This window comes from Bacillus nitroreducens (genome assembly GCF_964021195.1).
Map to the genome: position 1 here is coordinate 3,173,044 of NZ_CAXHYI020000003.1, position 20,257 is coordinate 3,193,300.

Genomic DNA, 20,257 nt, shown 5'->3' on the forward strand with positions numbered 1-20,257 from the left:
GGCAATGGGGTGATACAATGAGTAAAGCTAAAGGAAAATCTGGAACAGGGAGAGGAACAGACAAGAAGGGTTGGAACCGTTGGCAAGCTAGCGCAAATAAGAAAAAGAGTGCAAAACCTTATATAAGTAAGGGTACCAAAAAAAGTTGATTGAAAAATCGATTATGTGTTGGAAGCTAACTACAGTTTTCAATAATAAAATCATGGTTAAATATAATTTGCTTCCCTTTAGGTCTCAGCTCAAAAGATGAATGTCTTTTGACACCTAAGGGGTTTTTGTGTTTTTTGAAGCTATTTTTACTTTACACGATTTAAATGTTATTCATGTTGAATAATAAAACGCTTAAAAAGTTGATGAATTAAAGGAAAAAAAGGTGTATGTAGTATAACATTAAAATTTTTATACGATGTTCGTGTTCCTTGTGATATAATCTCTTGGAATTAGATGATTTAGTCTTATACTAAAACTAAAATAGTAAATAGGGTGTGAAGAAATGCCGCTGGGGAACATTGGGCAAATGGTTAGTACAGTTGGGTGTGTGTTAGGGTTTACCTTGATTATTTTTGGAGGTTTCGTTTATTTAATTGAAAATAAAAATAGGGTGTTGATTGCTAAATCCCTAAAAACTGTAGGCATTGGAATATTGATAATTACCACATGTATTCCGTTTTCAATTCCGAGTCATTTATTGGAAGCATCCACTAGCGTTTCAAGTGCTATCATTTTGTCGGTCTTTCTTGGGTCGCCTTTACTGTTAATGGGATTGGCTTCTTACATCGGCCTAAAAGCAAAAGCACTTCAGATTTTAAACCTTCCTAAAGCCCAGGAAAAAGTCATATACTTTTCTCCAGTACACAAAAAGAAGGTATTTTAATCAAACCATTAATCAAGCCTACTTTCTCAATCTACAGAGGATGTAGGCTTTTGTTAATTTGGATTTTTTTGATGAATATGCATATACAAGGTGCGATAGTCTAGGAGGATTATCGCTTATTCTAGTTGAATGCATACATCTATCTGGGGTTCGGCAAATAAACGAGAACTTCTTAAAGGCAATTTGGCCGATTTAAAGGTTAGGTAACAACAAGTAGTTGTTGGTTAAAAAATATATGAAGTATTTTTTAGAGGAGAGAATGCCTGTGCTCTGTTTATGTGATTTTTAAAGTTGAAGGTGATGTAGGTGCTGATCCGATATGGTGCGGAAACTGCGATTGTAACGTAGACCTAGAAAATATTACAATTTCAAATGGTTTAAAAAAAGAATTCATTAAATGGGCAAGAAGATACGGCGAATGGATTGATTGGGTTCAAGATCAATTAAACCCAAATGGAATTGAAATGGAAAGAGAACATAATAAACAAGGCGCTATCTTAACAGAAAAAATCCAAAAAGAATTACAAGGTACATATAAAATAAAGTACACATCTTCAACAATGGCAAGCATGTATCAAAAAAATAAATAACGGGTGAAATGGGTAACAAGAATCCTATTTTTTGTGATAAAGGTGCAAGCTCATTGGATCAAAATGCTAATATTGAAGTAGACAATTTAAATATGGGACACACTTTTGATTTTATGGGACATTGTGAGCAGGATTTGGGACTTTTACCAAAGCTTTTGGGACAACGTCCTTCACTTATGTGACATACAACACTTTATATTGGACATAGCCACTATCACCTATAAAATCAAAAGTCTCCCAGATTCACCTGTAGGGTAGACAATCCTTACTGAATTTTGGATATGGGACACACTTTTGATTTTATGGGACATTGTGAGCAGGATTTGGGACTTTTACCAAAGCTTATGGGTCAACATTCTTCACTTATGGGACATACAACACTTTATATTGGACATAGCCACTATCACCTATAAAATCAAAAGTCTCCCAGATTCACCTGGAGGGCAGACAGTCCTACTGAATTTTTTATTACAGAAGTAAGCGAAGTATAATAATCTTTGAATTAGGAAGGTGTTAGTGATGAAAAGAATTTGTCATCAATGTCAAACTGAAATGATCATGGATTGCAAGCTGACAGTAGAAGCTGACTTGTCTGGTATTAAAATTAGTCAAAAACGAAAAGGGCTTTTCAAGAATGTATCTGCAAAACCGAAGGCTTCTGTTTGCCCAAATTGTGGCAATGTTGCTCTATACATTGATGAATTTAAAGATTTTATCCAGTAATATGAATGAATACTGAATTAGACATTGTTTTAATAGCAGTGATAAGTTCAAAAGGGTATTTATGTTAATAGTAGATCACATGTTAGCGACAGTTATTTACTGTCGTTTTTATATTTTAAACATAAAAAAGTATTGAGACCTGAAAACTTGTTACCAACCTAATTTCTAGTTCTTTCATTTTACTACACCTCTTCTTACATATTAGACGGAGGTACGGCAATTTTATTGCAAAGAGTACAGGGGAGATGCTTCTACCCATTTTTTGGATAATAAAATTCTCATTAAAAAGAGATAAAAAGAAACTTTTTTCTGCTTTATCCGTATATAAAGGTACGAAACTTGAAAGGAGACACTATGGAATCAATATTATTATTTTCAGTCATTATTGGATTGGCCACAACTCTGATCCTCTTTCCGTTTATATCAAATAAAAAAGAGAAGGAGAAGAATACAAAGCCTCAAACAGGTTTACTCCTAACGCTTGCCGTTATTTCTACCATTCTTGTATTTATCTTTTTCTATTTTACAAATCTTGACCGTAATTTTACTTCAGTATGGCTTTTAGCCGTTGTTGTCACTGCAATTGGTGCTTTTCTTGCAACAGGAATTGAAAGAGTGGTTAAGGGCATTTTATTTGTAGCAAGTCTAGTCTTTAGTCTTTATTTAGGAACTGCATTCCTGTTCAATGCCGATCAAAAATATGAAATTGCTAGCATGGCGCAAGAAACGGAGATTGAAGTGTTTGACGAGACGAAAACACCAGCCAGTGTTCCGCCACAGTTTGCCCGTAATAAAATGAAAAAGGCCTTTGGGCAAGTGCCAGATACAAGTTACTATGAACTTGGCAATTTGCAAATTCAAAAGGTAAACGGCGAGTATGTCTATATTGCACCAATTGAATTTTCCGGTTTCTTTAGATGGTGGAATGGGAAGCATACACCAGGATATTTTACGATTAGTGCAACGGATTCAACAGACAATCCAAAATTTGTGAAGGCAGAAATGATCTATACGCCATCTTCTTATTTTCATAAAGATCTAGAACGTCATATGCGTATGAAATATCCAAATCTAATCTTTTACGGGGAGCCACAATTGGAAATTGATGAGGAAGGAAAACCTCATTATATACGCTCATATGGGGAGTTTATTTCAGCACGTAACGGATTTGATGTTAAGGGAATCGTACTCGTTGATCCTGCTACAGGAAAAACGGAAAAGTATGCGTTAGCAGATGTACCTGAGTTTATTGATGGGGCTGTATCTCCAGAAGTTGTGAGTCTACAAAATAGTTATTTTGGAAAATATGTAAATGGATTTTGGAACAGTTTGTTCGGAAAATCGGATGTGAAACTTCCTTCAGATGAAGGGACCGAAGCAAATGTAAGTCCTGTCTTTGATGAAAATGGGGTTATGCATTATTTTACTGATTTTACTAGTCCGAAAGAAGGCGTCGATTCGATGCTCGGATATTCACTCACGAATTCCAGAACAGGTGAGGCGACGTATTATACGGGGAATTTACAAGAATCCTATATGGATTCACAAGGTGCCCTTCAAATTATTGAAAAGAAATTCATCGAAAAGAAATGGGATGGCGAAATGCCAATTCTCTATAACTTTTACGGGGAAGCAAGCTGGTTGACTCCAGTATTGGATTCAAATGGATTTTTACAGAACTATTTCATCGTTTCTGCAGCAAATCCAGAGATCTCCGTCTATGGTAATACTCCAAATGAAGCGTTACATCTCTATAAAACAGCATTGCAACGCGGTGGGGGAACCGTTGATGGAACGTCGGAAGCAGATGAAAAACAAACAAGCGGGACAGTCGTCCGTGTCTATAAAGAAAAGGGAGAAAGTGCAACGATTGTTTACTTTTTGTTAGACAACAACCAAAGTTACATGGTTTCATCTGAAAATGCACCAAAAGCTATCTATTTACAGCCAGATGATGTAGTGGAAGTAACCTATCTCGATACGGGACAAGAATTTTTACCCGTAAAAGCACTTGTCATTCAAGGTTTAAATTAGGTCTTATTGAAAAAGTGTCGGTCATGTTAAAATGACCGGCACTTTCTGTGTGTACCAACTTCACTCTAGATGCGCTTCTGCTGGCTCCGTCACTACATCAATTTCAAATCCCAAATCTAACAGCATTTGGTGGTCAGAAGTGGTTTGAGCTCCTTTAGTCGTTAAGTAGTCTCCAACAAAGATGGAATTTGCTGCATATAATCCTAAAGGCTGCAAGCTTCGTAGATTGACCTCTCGACCGCCTGAAATTCTTATTTCTTTGCTTGGATTCAGATATCTAAATAGAGCTAATACTTTTAAACAATATCTAGGATTTAGTTCATCGGTTCCTTCTAAGGGTGTACCGTCGATCGCATGAAGAAAATTAACAGGAATCGAATCAGCACCCATTGCTTTTGCGTTTCTCCCCATTTGAATAACATCTTGCTTTGTTTCTCGCATTCCAACAATCACGCCAGAACATGGTGATATCCCTGCATCTTTAATTGTATTGATTGTATTGACCCGATCATCAAACGTATGTGATGTAGTTATGAAGTCATGATGTTCCCTCGATGTATTCAGATTATGATTATATCGATCGACTCCAGCTTCTTTTAGTTTCTTCGCTTGTTCTGGCTTTAAAATCCCAAGACAAGCACATACCTTCAAATTATACTTCTCTTTAATCTCTTTTACAGTTTCAACAACCGTATTTACTTCCCGAGTCGTTGGTCCACGACCACTCGCTACAATACAGTATGTACCAACATTTAGTCTTTGGGCTTGTTCCGCTCCTTTAAGTAATGACTCTCTATCTAGCATATAATATTTTTCAATAGGTGCATTTGATACGGAGGATTGCGCACAATATCCGCAGTTCTCTGGACAGTATCCCGATTTTGCATTCATGATCATATTTAATTTAACCTTTGTTCCGAAATAGTGTTTTCGAATTGTAAAGGCGCCATGAAGTAATCGTAGCAAGTCCTCATCAGGGCAATCCAATATGGACATTGCTTCTTCGTCTGTAAGTTCATCTCCGCTAATCACACGATTCGCTAAATAATCCCAATCCAATCTAGTAACCTCCCTATATGTTAACCTAAATCAAAAATATGTTAACATTTATAAAAAGTAAAGTCTATGAAAATTATAAAAAAAGCACTGTTCTACATAAAATGGTCCATTTGTCATATGTTAACTGAAATATGATTTAAGTTGACATAAAGGTGAATTTCTACTTATATTTGGATTGTTATTTTTCTTTAGGGAGGTTTTATCTATGAAAAACAGATTTAAAACAATCGATCTAACAATGGTGGGGCTGTTTGTTGCATTAATGGCCATAGGCGCAAATACAACCTCATTTTTGGTTATTGGGGGTGTACCCATTACTTTACAAACATTCTTCTCGATTCTTGCAGGAGCAATATTAGGAAGTAGGATTGGTGCATTGTCAATGCTGGTTTATGCACTCGTGGGGATTGTAGGGGCGCCAGTGTTTGCGCAATTTACGGGTGGGGCAGCCATCTTAGTGAAGCCTACGTTTGGGTTTATCATCTCTTTTATACTAGTTTCCTATATTGTAGGTAAAATCATTGAAAAAACAAACAAGCCAACTGTACGCCGATTTATTTTTGCATCCCTTATTGGAATGGCCATTAATTATGTAATCGGCACAAACTGGATGTATATGGCATATAAAATATGGGCTCAAGCACCTGAAGGTTTTACATATAAAATGGTATGGGTGTGGATGCTTGCACCGCTTCCAAAGGATATTATCCTCTCTATAGTATCTGGTTTGGTTGCTCCACGTATCTATTTTATCGTACAAAAATCAAACCCTTTGACAAAACAAAACCTTGTTTCGGATCGAGTATGATGCACAGAAATAGCAAATCTTGATAATGGGCAAGCATTATTGCCTGCAAATACGCTTTTCATCAAGGGTATAAGGAAAATTTCTAAGAAAAAATTGCCAGTTATGGGAGGTGCTGGCGCTTTTTTGTTGAAATAGTATTTATGGATGTTAAAAATAGCGTGTAGATGATAAGGCGGGTTCCACTGCACTGGCTAAAGCAATCAGAAATTTGTTAAAGAATGATAAAAGAATAAATAGTTTACTGTGTAAAACGCTATGATGATTCCACCTATACCGTCGGTGATTGGCTAATAAACGCAATGTGAGAAATATTGCTGTCTTGTGTATTCATTGTTCATCTTATAGGAATATATATCTGAATTTTACTAATAAAGAGGTGATAAAATGGAATATTGGAATTTAGTTGAAAATCCTAAAGATAGAATTTATCAACAGTTAATGAAAGTATTATGTGATTACTCTGACAAGTTCTATTTTGTGACTAGAAAGGAATTGAAATATAACCAAGAAATACTTGAACAATTTCATCCTTATACGATTGAAACTTACAAAACTAAAACATGGGCAAATACAATAACAAAAGGTCCACCTGCAACTGTACATGTAATAGAGGCTAATGAAGATACGTGCAGATTGCTGCAACAACTTTCTAATAACTTATATGATTGGGTAGCACCCAATTTGCCAGAAGACTTAACCTTTATAAAAAACAATTTTGTTTGGTTTACTTGTACTACACACGAGGAATTCGGAGGATTTATTATTCGTTCCGAGTATTATAGAAATGTAATGCATCAAATAGAAGGCTTAAAAATAGAAAAGGATGAATGATTAACAAATGGAAACCATTTTATAATTGAGGTTTCCATTTGTTCTATCAAAAGATTTATATGTAATAAAGCTTAAATGAAAGATTGGTGATGCTTGATTTAAATTGTAAATCGATTTTTTAGACGACATGCATAATGGAACAAGCGTAGGAGATGCGAAGGTATATTGTTTTATAATTGGTTTTATGATAAAAAATCTTTAAGGCGGAATATTTCAACAATGAGTTTAATAGATTTATTATGTTGAAAGGTATAGTTGTATAATGGCAAATTGTTTTATTTATACTTCCAAGTTTTACAATATAAAGGAAATGGCTTGAATGATTATAAGTAAAGGGGAGTGTAAAACATGCAAAAACAAAAGCTGAAAGTGAATGGTGAAAGATTAAGAAAGGAATTAGAACGTTTTGCAGGCTTTGGACGAACTGAAAACAATGGTGTTACTAGATTGGCATTATCAGATGAGGACCGCAGTGCGAGGGATTATTTCCGATCCTGCTGTGAGGAAATGGGCCTGGAGGTCAAAGTTGATGATTTGGGATGTATGTATGCCACACTGGAAGGCACGGAGAAGAAACCTCCTATTCTGATTGGTTCCCATTTGGATTCCGTTAAAAAAGGTGGACGGTTTGATGGTGTATTAGGGGTCGTTGCTGGATTAGAAGTGGTAAGAACTCTTATAGATCATAATGTGAAACCTTCAATCCCAATTACGGTTGTGAATTTTACTAATGAAGAAGGAGCTAGGTTTGAGCCTTCGATGATGGCATCAGGTATTCTAGCTGGAAAATTTGATAAGAATCTGATGCTGCAAAAAAAGGATGCAGATGGCGTTACTTTTGGTGAAGCACTGAAGTCGATTGGATATGAAGGGCAAGAGGAGAACCGAGTGAAAGAAGCAACAGCTTTACTTGAGATGCATATTGAACAAGGTCCGATCTTAGAATCGGAAGCGCTCTCAATTGGGGTTGTCGAATGTGTAGTCGGTATGGCATGTTATGAGATTGAAGTGACTGGAGAATCTGATCATGCTGGAACGACTCCGATGACTATGCGTAAGGATGCACTATTTGCAACAAATAACCTCATTAATGAGATTCGAAGCTACTTAGGTTCATTAGATGAGGAGCTTGTTTTTACAATTGGAAGAGTAAATGTTTACCCAAGTATTCATACGGTTATTCCAAATAAAGTTGTATTTACCCTTGAGGCACGTCACAAAGACATGAAAATCGTTAACGAAGTGAAGAATTTTGTCGAAAGTCTTCCTACTTTCGAAGCCAATGAAGGATGCGAGATTAAAACAACAAAATTATGGGATCGGGACACAGTTTGGTTCGATCCAGAGCTCTGTAATCATATAGAAGAATCGGCAAAATCCCTCGGCTACTCACATAAACGAATGGTTAGCGGGGCTGGGCATGATGCCCAATTTATCGCAAGCTATATACCATCGACCATGCTATTTGTTCCAAGTAAAAACGGAAAGAGTCACTGTGAAGAAGAATATACCTCGTGGGAAGAATGTGAGAAGGGAGTAAACGTAATTTTAGATACGGTTCTAAGGCTGTTATCGAAATAAATTTAAACGAATGAAAGCTTGGTCATATTTTTGTGACCAGGCTTTTTTTGAGTTTTTTGTTCGTGAAGAATGATATCCTCTTAAGTAAAATTCCTTGGACACAAAATAATGAAGGTGAATTTTTTGTGCATTTTATGGGGCTGTCCAAAAAGTCACTGAAAAATGACTTTTGAGGACAGCCCTCATTTTTTGTTTTTTGGGTTTACTAAAAAATCTGGTGTTGATTTCCGCTGCAGGTACTCGCTTTCCGCGGGCGGTCCGGGAGCCTCCTCGTCGCAAGCTCCTGCGGGGTCTCCCCTGGCCACGCTTTTCCCGCAGGAGTCTCGTACCTTCCGCTACAATCAACAAGGTTACAAAATTTAATAGTATTGACTCGTAACTTTTAAAAAAACACACAAAAAAATCATCCTTTTTAGTAAAATGAAGTTACCACACAACATTCCAGAAAGGATGATTTTTTATGAGCAATCAATTGATTACTAATGAAAATTATAACACGCAAACTTCCCTTTTTCCAGAGTTCGAAGAGGAGAAACTAGAAGTTCAAAATGAAGAAAAACAAAAAGAACCTAATCCAAGACAATTAGCCCCTACTTTCAAACCCTACGATAATCGACAAATTCAAATGATTTATGATATCGAATCTCTTATTCCACAACATCACGAGGCCCGTGTAGTAGACGAAATGGTTGAAGCTATTCCTGATGAAAATCTATTTTCATACTATGTAGGCGGTGGCAGAAGTTCTTACCATCCCAAAATGATGCTTAAAATTATCCTTTATGGTTATTCCCAGAAGGTTTATTCTTGCCGAGGGATAGAAAAATTAGCAAATGAAAGTATCCCAGCTATGTGGTTGTCAGCGATGCAACAACCAGATTTCCGTACAATTAATGAGTTCCGTGGGGGACGCATGAAAGACTTTATGGATGAACTATTCGAAGCAATGATTCACAAGTTGATTGAAGAGAACTACATAACATTCGAAAGCTACTTTTTGGATGGCACCAAGATTGAAGCCAACGCCAACAAGTATAGTTTTGTATGGAAACGTGCTACTTCAAATTTTGAAGAGAAATTAAAAGAAAAAATCAAGGAAACCCTTCAGCATATCCATGAAATAACCAGGGCAGAAGCACAACCAGAAGAATTAATAAATCAGGAACAAGAAATCACTGAACAGGAATTAGTAGAAGTTGCCGAAGAACTTGAGGAAAAAGTTGAGGCATTAACAAAGGTAATTGATAGCGAAACAGATAAAGACGTTCGAAAAGAAAAAAGGCAAGAACGGAGTCAATTAAAGAAATCAATCAAGCAAATCCGTGAGGATTTTATACCTCGTATGACTAAATATAAGGAACATAATGAAGTTTTAGGTGATCGTAATAGTTATTCTAAAACGGACAAAGATGCCACCTTCATGCGTATGAAAGAAGATCATATGAAAAATGGCCAACTTAAGCCAGGATACAACGTACAAGTAGGAACAGAAAACCAGTTTATTCTATACTATACAATACATCAACGCCCAACAGACACTCGGTGCTTCATCCCTCATATGGAGAAACTGGCAGCTTCTTCTTTACCAATACCCAAAACGGTTATTGCCGATGCAGGATATGGTAGTGAGGAGAATTATGTTTACGCTGTCGGAGATGAGAAAGAGCAACGATTCGAGTTTCTTATTCCGTATGGAAGCTATGTACAGGAACAAACCCGTAAATATAAAAAAGACATCAAAAACGCAAAAAATTGGACTTACGTGGAAGATGACGACTATTTTATTTGCCCGAAAGGAATGAAAGTAACGTTTAAAAAATACCTGAATAAAAAGAATAAATCTGGCTACGAGCAAAGTTTTAAAATATATGAATGTGAAGATTGTACCGATTGTCCACTAAAAGCACAATGCACAAAAGCAAAAGGGAATCGTCAGATTCATTGGAATACGATTTTTGAAGAAATGAAAGCCAAGGCTAAAACAGCCCTTGAATGTGATGAAAAGTCCGCTATCTACGCTCAACGTAAAGTTGAAGTAGAAAGTGTGTTCGGTCACATCAAGGGCAATAGGTCGTTTCGCAGATTTTCTCTGCGGGGGCTCGACAAAGTATATGTCGAGTTTGGAATTGTGGCATTAGCCCACAATATATTGAAAGTAGCAGGCATACGCCAGCTACTTTCAGAGAAAAATCGAAAAAAACAAAAAGGCAAGGGAGAAAAACGGTCGTTTTTCTCCCTTGCCTTATTTTTTAGGACTTATCGGACAGCCCCATACTCATTTTTTAGGAAACACTAGTAAGGTTCACTTTCCCAGACTGTCTTTGAAACGCTTGTCAGATAAGGCATGCAGCCGATCTAAGACGCAAATAGAAGTTGCCTTCATGAGCGGACGAGTGAGTCTAGCAACGAAGTATGCGAGCGTTTGTCAACAGTCTGATACAAGTCTAATTGTAGACTTGTCTTTTTTTATGTAGAAGATGATAATATGATTCATGTGGAGAGAAAATGGCATGATGACTCGATTATTTTTTCTTGAAACTAAAATTGTTAACATTGTATTCATAAAACTATGGGAAACTATTGGAGAGGAGTGATAACGTGAAGCGCCCGATTAAGGTACTGCTAATAGAAGATGATCCAAACATTGTTGAATTGATTAAATTATATTTGGATAAAATCGGATTTTCCTATATTGCTGCTTACGATGGAGAAGAAGGATTAGATTTGTATTATAAAGAGTCGCCTGATTGTATCCTATTAGATATCATGTTGCCTAAAATGAATGGCTGGGAAGTTTGTAAAGCGATTCGCCTAGAAGATAAACATGTCCCAATAATCATGTTAACAGGAAAAGGTGAAACCTATGATATCATAAATGGATTAGAAATTGGAGCGGATGATTACATCGTAAAACCTTTTGATCCAAATGAATTAACAGCTCGAGTTAAATCCGTCTTACGTCGATCGATTTTGTTAGAAAGTGAAAAAGACAATCTCATATTCGACAATATTGAAATTAAAATGAAAGAATATCGTGTTCTTATCAACGGAATCCAAGTATTGATGGCACCTAGAGAAATGGAATTATTTTATTATTTAGCCATGAATCCAAACCAAGTTATTTCGAGACAACAGTTATTGGACCGTATCTGGGGCTATGATTTTGATGGAGACCCTCGTACTGTAGATGTTCATATTAAACGAATTCGAGACAAGTTACTTGCACATGAAGCTGATTGGTCTGTTGTAACGATTCGAGGTGTTGGATATCGCTTTGAGGTGAAACAACATGCTTAAAAAGAATACGATTTTTTCTAGAATGTTTTTAAGTTATTCATTCATTATTGTCCTTTCATTTTTATTATTTATTTTTGTGTTTTTCTATTTGTTTCATATAAATCTTTATAAAAAGTATGAAGATACATATCAACATGAACTAAAACAGATTGAACAACAGTTACAAAGTCAAGAGAATGTAAACTGGAGTAAGTATGAAACAGCTGAACGATTAAGTTATTCCTTTAACAACCCAGGGTATCTCATTTATATAATTGATAAAGAGCGGAAGCAAATACTAGGGCCAGACCCTCAACAATCCACTGAATTGGTTACGATTCAAGACGACCTTATAAAACAGGTTCTTGCTGGGGAACGTGTATCAGAGGGAGAATTTAGGAATGGAGAACTTCGGTATATTGTAGCCTCAAAGCTTAAGACACCGATTAGTGGAGTAGATACTCCGATCATGGTTATGATTTTTCATGATTTAACTCATGAATATCAACAGGTTCTTTGGATGATTTTATTTACGTTTCTCATTGCGATTGTATTTGCAGGTGTTATCTTATGGTTTATGTCAAAACGAATCACAGCGCCGTTAAGAGAAATGAGTGAAATGGCCAAACACTATGCCAAAGGAGATTTTTCAAAATCTGTTCAATATCCATTAAATGATGAAATAGGACAGTTAGCGAAATCATTTACAGATATGGCGAAGGAGCTAAATGAGTTAGAAACAAGGCGAAAACAATATATTTCGAATGTTTCCCATGAGTTACGTTCCCCTTTGACATCGATAAAAGGATTTATTATCGCGTTAATGGATGGAACCATTCCACTCGATCGCCGCGCCTATTACTATGGATTAATGAAAGATGAAATCGAGAGAATGATTAAACTTGTGAATGATACACTGGATATGAATCAATTGGAAGAAGGCCAGAGACAACTTATTCGAACAAATTATAATTTGACAGAACAAGTTCATCAAATTATCCATAATTTTGAACCGCTTTTTGCGAAAAAAAGTTTAGATATCCACTTTACGAGTGAGAGTGAATACGAAGTTTATGCAGATAAAGAAAGAATTGCACAAGTCATTGTCAACCTTCTGCAAAACACCGTTCAATTTTCCAAACAGGATCAGCGAATTGACATCTCTCTTTTGAAGGATGGACAGTATGTGAAAGTACTGGTACAGGATTATGGAGAAGGGATAAAAGAAGATCAAATCGATTTGATTTGGAGGAGATTTTATAAGGTCGATGAATCTCGAACGAATAAAACGGGTGCTGGTCTCGGATTAGCGATTGTCAAATCGATCTTGGATTTACATGATACTGAAATCAAAGTTCAATCCAAATTTGGGGAAGGGACTCTCTTTACATTCAAACTTCCGTTAAGTAAATAAGATGAATATGGATGTATTGTTAAGGACAATCGATTTTATCGATCGTCCTTTTTTTAGTACATCTAAATCTTCACTTGTTTTAGTTTGTTAACGTTCTGTTCATATTCACTTGATATCTTTTGTAACAGAGTAAATAAATCAGAAAGGATGGACACCATGTATTCGTTCAATTATATTCTGCATATTGCAGGTGTTGCGATATGGATTGGCTCTTTTGCAGCACTTGGCTATTTATTAAAAACATTGGTAAGACAAGAAAATAGTCTAGTAGATTTTTCACCTGTTATTAAGAAAATTCAAAAATGGGTCATGATGGGAGTTATCCCGAGTTTGGTACTTATTCTTTTTTCTGGATCCTTTATGATCGTCCAATTTAATCGTGAAACGATGCCTTTGTACTTAACGATTATGGAACAAGGTGGATCATTAATCATTCTCTTGACCATTATTTTTGTCTCGATTTACAGTGTTAGATTAACAAAGAAATTAAAAGGTTTACCATTAAAAAAAGAAAAATCACTTGCACAACTAGCAAAGATGTATGCTCAATTTTTAGTGATCTCGGCAATATTGGGAATCGTTATTGTGATGATAGTTGGCTTAAGAATCGTTTAATTGGATAGGAATTAGAAAGGGGAATAATCATGTTTCTTGCAACAAGAGAACTAAAACACGCGAAATGGCGTTTTGCTATGATTGCTATGATTCTTATTTTAATATCATGGCTTGTCTTTATTTTATCAGGGCTTGGAAATGGACTTTCGACACTAAGTGCTGCTACTTTTCAAAATATGGATGCAGAGTATGTCGTATTTGAAGAGGGATCTCGTCATTCGATGTCACGTTCCGTGATTTCTGAAAATCTAGTAGAAGACTTGAAGGCACAAGAGCAAGTTGAAAATGCTGCTGCAATGGGAAGTCATGTAGCTGTTGTCTTAAAAGAAGGAATGAAAGATGATAGTGAAAAGATTGACGTATCCATTCTTGGAATTGAACCAGGATCGTTTTTAGAACCTTCCATTATCGAGGGCGATTCATTAACACAAGCTGAAGGGTATCAAGTGATTATCAATGAATCCTTAAAAGACAAGGGTATTGAAATAGGAGATGTCTTAGAAATTGAGGGAGTAAGTGAAACACTTGAAGTTATTGGGTTTGTAGAAGGAGAATCTTTTAACCATTTGCCTTCTATCTTTATTGCGCTCGATGAATGGCGTGCGATTCACTTTGCTGCTCCAGGTTCAGATATGGGGATAGAAAAACCTGTTAACGCAATTATGTTACAAGGAAACTCTATTGAACAGGACAAGCTTCCAAATGTAATTGAAGGAATTGAAGTTGCAACGAAAAAAGAAGCAATAAATGGAATACCAGGCTATACAGCTGAGAATGGAACTATTATGATGATGCTTGGATTTTTACTTGTCATTTCGGCTTTTGTAATTGGTGTATTCTTCTATGTCCTTACCCTACAAAAGTCTAATCAATTTGGTGTGATGAAGGCAATTGGAGCTAGTAATCTATTTTTAACGAAGGCCATTGTTTCCCAAATCACATTAGTAGCAACTTTTAGTATTGGAATAGGTATTATCCTGACTTATGGGACGGCTGCAATTCTTCCTGACGGCATGCCATTTGCCTTAGATCCGATGTTATTGTGGAGCTATGCACTAATTCTATTAGTTGTATCTGTATTAAGCTCACTCATCTCTGTACGAAGAATTACTAAAATTGATCCGTTACAAGCAATTGGGAGGGTAGAATAATGAGTGGAATTCAATTTAAAAATGTGTCAAAGTTTTATCAAGATGGCGCAGGTACCAAGTTACAGATTCTAGACAATGTCTCTATTTCCGTTAAACCAGGTGAACTTGTAGCTGTAATCGGTCCATCAGGTTCTGGTAAAAGTACATTCCTTTCGATAGCTGGTGCATTGTTACAAGCTTCAAGCGGGGAGGTAATTATTAATGATACAAATCTTTCCCAATTGTCAGCTAAAGAAATTTCTCAATTACGATTAGATCATATTGGATTTATTTTACAAACTTCAAATCTTGTTCCCTATCTAAATGTTCTTGATCAATTACTAGTCGTTAAGAAAATGTCAGGGGTCATTACAAGTGCAGACAAAACATTTGCAAAAGAGCTGCTTAAAGAGGTAGGGTTGGAGAAAAAATTAAAGAAATATCCAGAACATTTATCTGGAGGAGAACGTCAACGAACTGCCATTGCTCGTGCATTTATGAATGATCCAGACGTCATTCTTGCAGATGAGCCTACTGCTAGCTTAGACAGTAAGCGGGCATTTGAAGTTGTCGAACTGATTGCAGATGGAGTAAGGACTCGAAACAAGGCAGCTATAATGGTAACCCATGATGAGAGAATGCTCTCTTATTGTGATCGAGTATATCGTATAGATGAAGGAAAGTTAGAAGAAGTAGCGGTTGAAAAGAAATCTAAGAGGGAGCTGTCCCTCCAATCATAAAATATAAGCAAGGGAGAAATGACTCGTATTTCTCCCTTGCTTTTTTAATTGTCTTTACTAGTAAAAGTTGATATCTATTTATGGAAAAAAATGGTGAAACTTTTATCGGTTCATAACGTAAACATATGGAGGTGATAAAATGATTGAACTACTCTTACTATTTGTCTTGCTACTATTAACCGCGCTTGCTCGATATCTCGTTTACGATGCATTTGAACCTCTTATGTTTTCATTGATTTTTATACTTCCAATTCTATCTCTAGTTATTTACTATATTAGTAAAAAACTAGCGGATAAAGAGCGATCTTTTCAACCAAAAAATATTCAAGAGTGGTCGTTTTATAATATACAAAAATCCTTGATGATAAAGAAACCACTTTTTAGAGGAGATGTAAAGAGAGGCTATGTAAAACGATATTTTCCAAAGAAATGGCAATATGCGTTTGGTGATATTTTTGGTTTTAACTGGTATTTGTGCTTAGAAATCAAAATTGACCAGGATCTGTATGATGTCAAATGGTATCGTGCAAAGAGATTTGCTCAGCAAGATCAGTGGAAAATTTATAAAAACGGCCAGCAAATTGGTGATGCGTGCACGCTTATAAATTTAAAAAATTCCGTAAAACTAAAAGAAGCCATTCAATGTACTTTTACTAATCATACATACGTAACATCTGCAACTACGGTAACATCAGGCATTACACTTACTAAAGATGAAGAAAGGGTAGGCACGTTAAAACGAAACCATCTCATGAGTAGTATACAAGTAATCGACGTACCTGAAGACGAGCGGGAATCTCTCATTGCCTTACTTATCCACTCGCTTTTCTTTAAAAATAAATAGCACGAAAAGATAAAAGGCTAGGTTTTCATTCAACCTAGCCTTTTATCTTAGTAACTAGTTATGTATTTGTTGCTGTACTTCTTGAATAATCTGTTGTGCTTTTTCTAGTTCACTTTGAGCAAAACGACATGCTTCTGATTCAACTTGGTTCGAATTCACTTGTTTTAAATGAAAATGTGCCTGATGAATAATATCCTGTGCTTCCTGTAGCTTACTTTTAAAATTCATTACAATTCGTCCCTTCATTGAAATTCTCCTCTCTTATTTTGTACAAACCATTCGTTAAATACCCATATCTACACCCAAGTTTGACGTCCTCACATTGAATAAACAAGCAACCTCATTTTTCATAATCGATTCCTTAGTCGAATACAATGTATCAACTACTGTTAAAGGGAGTGAATAAATGAAAGCGTTAACAAACTTTTTTGTACGACTTGTACAGCGTTTCCTACCAGATGCCTTTATTTTTGCCATAATCCTTACCTTTTTAGTGTTTGTATTAGGCATTCTGTTTACAGAAAGTGGACCAGTTGATATGGTGACACACTGGGGAACAGGATTTTGAGATCTTCTTGCATTTGCGATGCAGATGGCTTTAGTCGTCGTCACTGGATATGTATTAGCAAATGCACCTGTTATTAAGAATTTCTTAGCTAAGTTAAGTAATGTGGCAAAGACACCTGTGCAAGCAGTCATGCTTGTAACGTTTGTATCTACAATCGCATGTTTAATTAACTACGGATTCGGACTGGTAGTTGGGGCATTGTTTGCGATCCATGTTGCCAGGCAAGTTCCGACTGCAGATTTTCGTATCTTAGTAGCAGGTGCGTATAGTGGATTCCTGGTTTGGCATGGTGGATTCTCAGGTTCAATTCCATTGACGGTGGCAACCCCTGGTCATTTTTTAGAGGATAAAATGGGAGTCATTGCAGTAAGTGAAACGCTTTTCAGTCCAACGAATCTCTTTATCGTCGTAGCCCTTCTCATAACACTACCAATCTTTAATCGCTTCTTAATGAAAAGTGCCAATACCATTGAGCAAGATCGCTCGCGTTGGGTAGTACCAGATGACTCGGATTCTACAAAGGAAGTAAAGGTTGCAACAACTCCAGCTGAAAAAATCGAGAACAGTGTAATTGTTTCGATGTTGATTGGTATTATGGGCTTAGGCTTTATCGTCTATCATTTTGTTACAAAAGGATTCGATTTGAATCTTAATATTGTAAACTTTATTTTCTTATTTTTAGGGATTATGCTGCATAAAACACCGAAACAGTTCTTAAACACTGTAACAAATGGAGTAAAAAATGCTGGGGGTATTATAATTCAATTCCCGTTCTATGCAGGGATTATGGGGATGGTTACGTTATCAGGGCTTTCAGAGCAGGTTGCCATGTGGTTCCTTACCTTTTCAAATGCGCATACTTTACCCTTTTTCTCATTTCTTAGTGGAGGTTTGATTAACATTTTTGTTCCTTCAGGTGGCGGTCAATGGGCCGTTCAAGGACCGATTATGATTGAAGCAGCAGCTGCGTTAAATGCAGATCTGGCCAAAACGGCAGTGGGTGTGGCGTGGGGAGATGCCTGGACCAATATGATTCAACCATTCTGGGCCTTACCAGCCTTAGCGATTGCAGGATTACACATTCGCGACATCATGGGATTCTGTGTGATGATTCTAATTTATAGCTTTATTCCTATTACGATTGGTCTTTTACTATTATAAATTCTTGGCAAACGGGCATAACCGTTTGCCTTTCATTTTCTATACATTGAAAATGAAAGGAGGGCATTTCGTGAGAAAAGTAAGTGTTATCACCTTGTTACTTGTTGTTGTAGCATTAGGTTTACGGGGATGCTCAGACAATAAATCTCCAACTTTAATGGGGTTCTATCAAAGTGAACCTGTGAACGGATATATTATTCAAATGAGTTTTTATCCTGACGATCGTCGTTTTGTTGCATACATCGATAACAGAGAAGTCGAGAAGGGAACATATGAAAAACTAGACAATGATGTATATAAATTGAACGGAGAAGTACAAGAATTTGAAATAAGATTAAACAAGTACAAATCTTTTGATGTAATCATCAAAAAACTTAACGATGGAAAACCCATTTCATTGAAAAAGATAGGTGACACTCCCGTATCTATTGGTACCGATTTTGATGATGTAGATGAATATTTACAGCTGTTAAATTAACTGACGAAAATGATTGACATAAAACAGTTTGAATGAGAAGCATTATAATTGATAAACAAAAAGAGGAGGGAAATTCGAAGAAAATAAAAAAAGCAGATGTTGCAAACATATAAAATTTGAAAGAGAAAACCATCAACATTCCTCACACTATTAGAAAAAGAACCTAATAAAAATTTCAACTTATCCTTCGTTTTTTATAAGCTCCGAGTACGGAACTGATCACCAAACGTATAGAATTAATTTACATTACTGTGTGTTTTCCCCTTAACTCTTTATCATTTTCTTATTATTAGGAAAATGGGATTAGATATTCTAAATACGAACATTTTATATTATAATCAAAGAATCATTCGTGAAAATGTGTTTTGGAATTGTAACTATTGATAGAGTTGAGGAGGAAACAAACTTGCATGGCAACAAAGAATCTATACACTCACATTCGCTAAGTATTGATACTCGGCTAAATAAACATGAGCATATTTGGATTGCTTTTCGTACGGCTTTTCCATATACAGTACCGATTTTGACTGGGTTTGTTTTCTTGGGTATCGCATATGGCATTTTAATGAACTCCTAAGGATTCAGTCCGATTTACCCGATTTTAATTAGTTTTATCGTATTTGCTGGTTCAATGGAATTTGTTGCAGCAACTCTATTGAGCGGAACATTTAGCCCTTTAAGTGCTCTCCTTATAACATTGATGGTTAATGCACGACATTTGTTTTATGGTATTTCTATGCTTGATACGTATAAGGGAATAGGAAAGAAAAAGTGGTATATGATTTTTGGACTTTGTGATGAATCGTTTGCTATCAATAGTTCACTTACTGTTCCCAATCAAGTGGACAAGGGATGGGTGATGTTTTTTATCACGCTGCTCAATCATTCGTATTGGGTGCTAGGGGCAACCCTTGGTGGGCTGTTCGGTTCTTTTATTACACTCAATACTGAAGGACTTGATTTTGTCATGACGGCTCTATTTGTCGTGATTTTTATTGAACAATGGATGAAGGAAGAAAAACATATAAGTTCTCTCGTAGGATTAGGAGCTTCGATTGTATGTCTCCTACTTTTTGGAGGGATTCATTTTATCATCCCAGCAATGATTGTCATTTTGGGATTACTAACCTTATCAAGAAAAGCATTAGAAGAAGGGGAGGATCATCCAGTATGACAATGAGTATAGCTCAGCAGATTATGATGATCGGAATGGTTGTAATTGGTACGATGCTAACAAGATTTGTTCCATTTTTAGTTTTTCCATCAGGAAAACCTACACCTAAGTACGTGAAGTATTTAGGCAAAGTATTACCATCAGCTGTCATTGGACTATTGGTAATCTATTGCCTTAAAGATATAAACCTATTAAAAGGGAGCCATGGTATCCCCGAACTCATCTCAGTGGCAGTCGTTGCCATACTCCATTTTTGGAAAAGACAAATGTTCGTTTCTATAGCAGGTGGAACAGTCATTTATATGTTTTTTGTACAAGTGATATTTTAGTATATACGTATAGAATTTGAAATAGTTA

19 protein-coding genes and 2 pseudogenes are annotated in these 20,257 nt (G+C 36.1%); 19 read left to right on the forward strand and 2 right to left on the reverse strand.

Annotated elements, in window-relative coordinates:
• Positions 1-17 precede the first annotated feature (17 nt).
• The 5 genes from ACWPVE_RS19395 (at position 18) to ACWPVE_RS19415 (ending at position 4,221) form a co-directional block, all read left to right on the forward strand.
• Positions 18-149 carry a DUF3934 domain-containing protein gene (locus tag ACWPVE_RS19395; RefSeq protein WP_453996238.1) on the forward strand — a complete coding sequence of 44 codons (132 nt, stop codon included), beginning with the start codon at positions 18-20 and terminating at the stop codon, positions 147-149.
• 344 nt (positions 150-493) lie between these two features.
• A complete protein-coding gene (locus ACWPVE_RS19400; RefSeq protein WP_453996240.1) occupies positions 494-874 on the forward strand; it encodes a hypothetical protein in 381 nt (126 codons plus the stop codon).
• Positions 875-1,152: 278 nt separating this feature from the next.
• Positions 1,153-1,464, forward strand: a complete 312-nt coding sequence (locus tag ACWPVE_RS19405; protein WP_453996242.1) for a hypothetical protein — start codon at positions 1,153-1,155, stop codon at positions 1,462-1,464.
• Positions 1,465-1,980: 516 nt separating this feature from the next.
• Complete coding sequence (locus ACWPVE_RS19410) at positions 1,981-2,187, forward strand: hypothetical protein (RefSeq protein ID WP_453996244.1); 207 nt, start codon at positions 1,981-1,983, stop codon at positions 2,185-2,187.
• 354 nt (positions 2,188-2,541) lie between these two features.
• A complete protein-coding gene (locus tag ACWPVE_RS19415; RefSeq protein ID WP_453996246.1) occupies positions 2,542-4,221 on the forward strand; it encodes a hypothetical protein in 1,680 nt (559 codons plus the stop codon).
• 60 nt (positions 4,222-4,281) lie between these two features.
• Here ACWPVE_RS19415 and bioB read toward each other — a convergent pair whose 3' ends face one another.
• A complete protein-coding gene (gene bioB, locus ACWPVE_RS19420) occupies positions 4,282-5,280 on the reverse strand; it encodes a biotin synthase BioB (protein ID WP_453996248.1) in 999 nt (332 codons plus the stop codon).
• 205 nt (positions 5,281-5,485) lie between these two features.
• Between bioB and ACWPVE_RS19425 the strand changes: the two genes are divergently transcribed.
• The 10 genes from ACWPVE_RS19425 to ACWPVE_RS19470 all read left to right on the forward strand — a co-directional run bounded on the left by ACWPVE_RS19425 (position 5,486) and on the right by ACWPVE_RS19470 (position 16,519).
• Positions 5,486-6,088, forward strand: a complete 603-nt coding sequence (locus ACWPVE_RS19425; RefSeq protein ID WP_453996250.1) for a biotin transporter BioY — start codon at positions 5,486-5,488, stop codon at positions 6,086-6,088.
• 384 nt (positions 6,089-6,472) lie between these two features.
• Positions 6,473-6,919: a hypothetical protein gene (locus ACWPVE_RS19430; protein ID WP_453996252.1), complete on the forward strand. Its 447-nt coding sequence runs from the start codon at positions 6,473-6,475 to the stop codon at positions 6,917-6,919.
• 348 nt (positions 6,920-7,267) lie between these two features.
• A complete protein-coding gene (locus ACWPVE_RS19435) occupies positions 7,268-8,500 on the forward strand; it encodes an allantoate amidohydrolase (protein ID WP_453996254.1) in 1,233 nt (410 codons plus the stop codon).
• Between the two features lie 460 nt (positions 8,501-8,960).
• Entirely contained in the window at positions 8,961-10,796 is a 1,836-nt protein-coding gene (locus ACWPVE_RS19440) for an IS1182 family transposase (RefSeq protein ID WP_453996256.1), read from the forward strand.
• Between the two features lie 302 nt (positions 10,797-11,098).
• Complete coding sequence (locus ACWPVE_RS19445; protein ID WP_453996258.1) at positions 11,099-11,797, forward strand: response regulator transcription factor; 699 nt, start codon at positions 11,099-11,101, stop codon at positions 11,795-11,797.
• The gene (locus tag ACWPVE_RS19450; protein ID WP_453996260.1) at positions 11,790-13,190 is read left to right on the forward strand and encodes an ATP-binding protein; all 1,401 of its coding nucleotides are present in this window, start codon (positions 11,790-11,792) and stop codon (positions 13,188-13,190) included. Before ACWPVE_RS19445 ends, ACWPVE_RS19450 begins: the two co-directional genes overlap by 8 nt.
• A 156-nt stretch (positions 13,191-13,346) precedes the next feature.
• Positions 13,347-13,805: a hypothetical protein gene (locus tag ACWPVE_RS19455; protein ID WP_453996262.1), complete on the forward strand. Its 459-nt coding sequence runs from the start codon at positions 13,347-13,349 to the stop codon at positions 13,803-13,805.
• A 29-nt stretch (positions 13,806-13,834) separates the two neighbouring features.
• The gene (locus ACWPVE_RS19460) at positions 13,835-14,956 is read left to right on the forward strand and encodes an ABC transporter permease (protein WP_453996264.1); all 1,122 of its coding nucleotides are present in this window, start codon (positions 13,835-13,837) and stop codon (positions 14,954-14,956) included.
• On the forward strand, positions 14,956-15,675 hold the full coding sequence (locus ACWPVE_RS19465; protein WP_453996266.1) for an ABC transporter ATP-binding protein: 720 nt from the start codon (positions 14,956-14,958) through the stop codon (positions 15,673-15,675). The genes ACWPVE_RS19460 and ACWPVE_RS19465 overlap by 1 nt, the downstream gene beginning before the upstream one ends.
• Before the next feature lie 139 nt (positions 15,676-15,814).
• The gene (locus ACWPVE_RS19470) at positions 15,815-16,519 is read left to right on the forward strand and encodes a hypothetical protein (protein WP_453996268.1); all 705 of its coding nucleotides are present in this window, start codon (positions 15,815-15,817) and stop codon (positions 16,517-16,519) included.
• Between the two features lie 54 nt (positions 16,520-16,573).
• Here ACWPVE_RS19470 and ACWPVE_RS19475 read toward each other — a convergent pair whose 3' ends face one another.
• Positions 16,574-16,765: a hypothetical protein gene (locus ACWPVE_RS19475; RefSeq protein ID WP_453996270.1), complete on the reverse strand. Its 192-nt coding sequence runs from the start codon at positions 16,763-16,765 to the stop codon at positions 16,574-16,576.
• A 160-nt stretch (positions 16,766-16,925) separates the two neighbouring features.
• Between ACWPVE_RS19475 and ACWPVE_RS19480 the strand changes: the two are divergent.
• From ACWPVE_RS19480 to ACWPVE_RS19495, 4 genes and pseudogenes are all read left to right on the forward strand, one after another.
• Positions 16,926-18,248 (forward strand): annotated as a pseudogene (locus tag ACWPVE_RS19480) (short-chain fatty acid transporter).
• 70 nt (positions 18,249-18,318) lie between these two features.
• Positions 18,319-18,726, forward strand: a complete 408-nt coding sequence (locus tag ACWPVE_RS19485) for a hypothetical protein (RefSeq protein WP_453996272.1) — start codon at positions 18,319-18,321, stop codon at positions 18,724-18,726.
• Positions 18,727-19,132: 406 nt separating this feature from the next.
• Positions 19,133-19,900: pseudogene (azlC, locus tag ACWPVE_RS19490) on the forward strand (azaleucine resistance protein AzlC).
• A complete protein-coding gene (locus ACWPVE_RS19495) occupies positions 19,897-20,229 on the forward strand; it encodes a branched-chain amino acid transporter permease (protein WP_453996274.1) in 333 nt (110 codons plus the stop codon). The pseudogene azlC and the gene ACWPVE_RS19495 overlap by 4 nt, the downstream one beginning before the upstream one ends.
• Positions 20,230-20,257 lie beyond the last annotated feature (28 nt).

Coding starts and splice junctions, on each gene's coding strand:
- ACWPVE_RS19450 (WP_453996260.1), top strand. CDS start 11,790: ATGCTTAAAAAGAATACGATTTTTTCTAGAATGTTTTTAAGTTATTCA.
- ACWPVE_RS19465 (WP_453996266.1), top strand. CDS start 14,956: ATGAGTGGAATTCAATTTAAAAATGTGTCAAAGTTTTATCAAGATGGC.
- ACWPVE_RS19455 (WP_453996262.1), top strand. CDS start 13,347: ATGTATTCGTTCAATTATATTCTGCATATTGCAGGTGTTGCGATATGG.
- ACWPVE_RS19400 (WP_453996240.1), top strand. CDS start 494: ATGCCGCTGGGGAACATTGGGCAAATGGTTAGTACAGTTGGGTGTGTG.
- ACWPVE_RS19395 (WP_453996238.1), top strand. CDS start 18: ATGAGTAAAGCTAAAGGAAAATCTGGAACAGGGAGAGGAACAGACAAG.
- ACWPVE_RS19460 (WP_453996264.1), top strand. CDS start 13,835: ATGTTTCTTGCAACAAGAGAACTAAAACACGCGAAATGGCGTTTTGCT.
- ACWPVE_RS19435 (WP_453996254.1), top strand. CDS start 7,268: ATGCAAAAACAAAAGCTGAAAGTGAATGGTGAAAGATTAAGAAAGGAA.
- ACWPVE_RS19425 (WP_453996250.1), top strand. CDS start 5,486: ATGAAAAACAGATTTAAAACAATCGATCTAACAATGGTGGGGCTGTTT.
- ACWPVE_RS19430 (WP_453996252.1), top strand. CDS start 6,473: ATGGAATATTGGAATTTAGTTGAAAATCCTAAAGATAGAATTTATCAA.
- ACWPVE_RS19470 (WP_453996268.1), top strand. CDS start 15,815: ATGATTGAACTACTCTTACTATTTGTCTTGCTACTATTAACCGCGCTT.
- ACWPVE_RS19440 (WP_453996256.1), top strand. CDS start 8,961: ATGAGCAATCAATTGATTACTAATGAAAATTATAACACGCAAACTTCC.
- ACWPVE_RS19415 (WP_453996246.1), top strand. CDS start 2,542: ATGGAATCAATATTATTATTTTCAGTCATTATTGGATTGGCCACAACT.
- ACWPVE_RS19475 (WP_453996270.1), bottom strand. CDS start 16,765: ATGAAGGGACGAATTGTAATGAATTTTAAAAGTAAGCTACAGGAAGCA.
- ACWPVE_RS19495 (WP_453996274.1), top strand. CDS start 19,897: ATGACAATGAGTATAGCTCAGCAGATTATGATGATCGGAATGGTTGTA.